The following is a 420-nucleotide window of genomic DNA, read 5'->3' on the forward strand; positions in this document are numbered from 1 at the left end:
GCGGGAAAGGCCGCGGCAAGCCCGTCGAGCGGAAGACGCCCCTCCTCGTCGGTGCGGACCGGCTCGTAGGCCGCCCCGGCACAGACGCTCGCCCCGGCGGCCTCGTACAGGTAGATGTCGGACTCGTCGCCGACGATGACCTTCGCGCCGCGTGGCACCTGGGCCATGATCGCGCACAGGTTGGCCATCGTGCCGCTCGGCAGGAAGCAGGCCGCCTCCTTAACGGTCAGCTGCGCGCTCGTCTCCTCCAGCGCACGGACGGTCGGGTCCTCGCCGTAGACGTCGTCACCGAGCGGGGCGCTCGTCATCGCGGCGAGCATCTGCTCCGTCGGCAGGGTGAAGGTGTCACTGCGCATCTCGATCATGCGGGTACCGTCACTTTCTCGTCAGCCGCGGCGGTACCGTCCGACGCGGGAGTCA

General features: G+C 70.0%; 1 protein-coding gene. It reads right to left on the reverse strand.

What is annotated here, in order from left to right:
• Positions 1–365, reverse strand: a 365-nt coding sequence (locus I6F36_RS39060; RefSeq protein ID WP_249789161.1) for a beta-eliminating lyase-related protein, incomplete at its 3' end; no start/stop codon positions are given.
• Positions 366–420: the final 55 nt, after the last annotated feature.

The organism is Bradyrhizobium sp. BRP19 (genome assembly GCF_020194195.1).
Taxonomy (GTDB): domain Bacteria; phylum Pseudomonadota; class Alphaproteobacteria; order Rhizobiales; family Xanthobacteraceae; genus Bradyrhizobium; species Bradyrhizobium yuanmingense.